General features: G+C 49.9%; 1 tRNA gene and 2 rRNA genes. All 3 read left to right on the top strand.

The annotated features are described in order from the left end of the window. A 16S ribosomal RNA gene (locus AC1DPK_RS34195) occupies positions 1-113 on the top strand; the annotation flags it as partial. 107 nt (positions 114-220) lie between these two features. After that, positions 221-296, top strand: a tRNA-Ala gene (locus AC1DPK_RS34190). A gap of 204 nt (positions 297-500) precedes the next feature. Next, a 23S ribosomal RNA gene (locus AC1DPK_RS34185) occupies positions 501-648 on the top strand; the annotation flags it as partial.

Raw genomic sequence — 648 nt, 5'->3', positions numbered from 1 at the left:
GAAGCCGGTGGGGTAACCCGCAAGGGAGCTAGCCGTCGAAGGTGGGGTAGATGATTGGGGTGAAGTCGTAACAAGGTAGCCGTATCGGAAGGTGCGGCTGGATCACCTCCTTTCTAAGGAAATACCCGAACCCGATGAGGTTCGGATACAAGTTATCGGTATATGGCGCTTTGAGCGCAAGACGTGAAAACCATTTGTTCAGCTTTGATGGAATTTGTATGGGGCCATAGCTCAGCTGGGAGAGCGCCTGCCTTGCAAGCAGGAGGTCAGCGGTTCGATCCCGCTTGGCTCCACCAACAACTTTTATCAATTTGCACCTTGAAAACTGGATAACGAAAGAAAAAGAATTGCTGAAACATCCTTTAAAGCTGTTTTTACGTAAGCGAGAGGTGTTCGAGATTGTTCCGACTTCTTTTCGTTTTGTTTCAACCATTTGATGTCTTAGGAGATCAGAGAAACAAAATGAAAACGGCGGACAAGCCGAATCACCACGAGCAATTGGTTAAGCTAGTAAGAGCGCACGGAGGATGCCTAGGCACCAGGAGCCGAAGAAGGACGTGGCGAACAACGATACCGCCCCGGGGAGCCGTAAGCAGGCATTGATCCGAGGATTTCCGAATGGGGAAACCCAKCTGTCGTAATGGACAA

It is taken from the genome of Paenibacillus sp. 01T424 (assembly GCF_056398745.1).
This window is presented reverse-complemented; position numbering and strand designations above follow the sequence as displayed.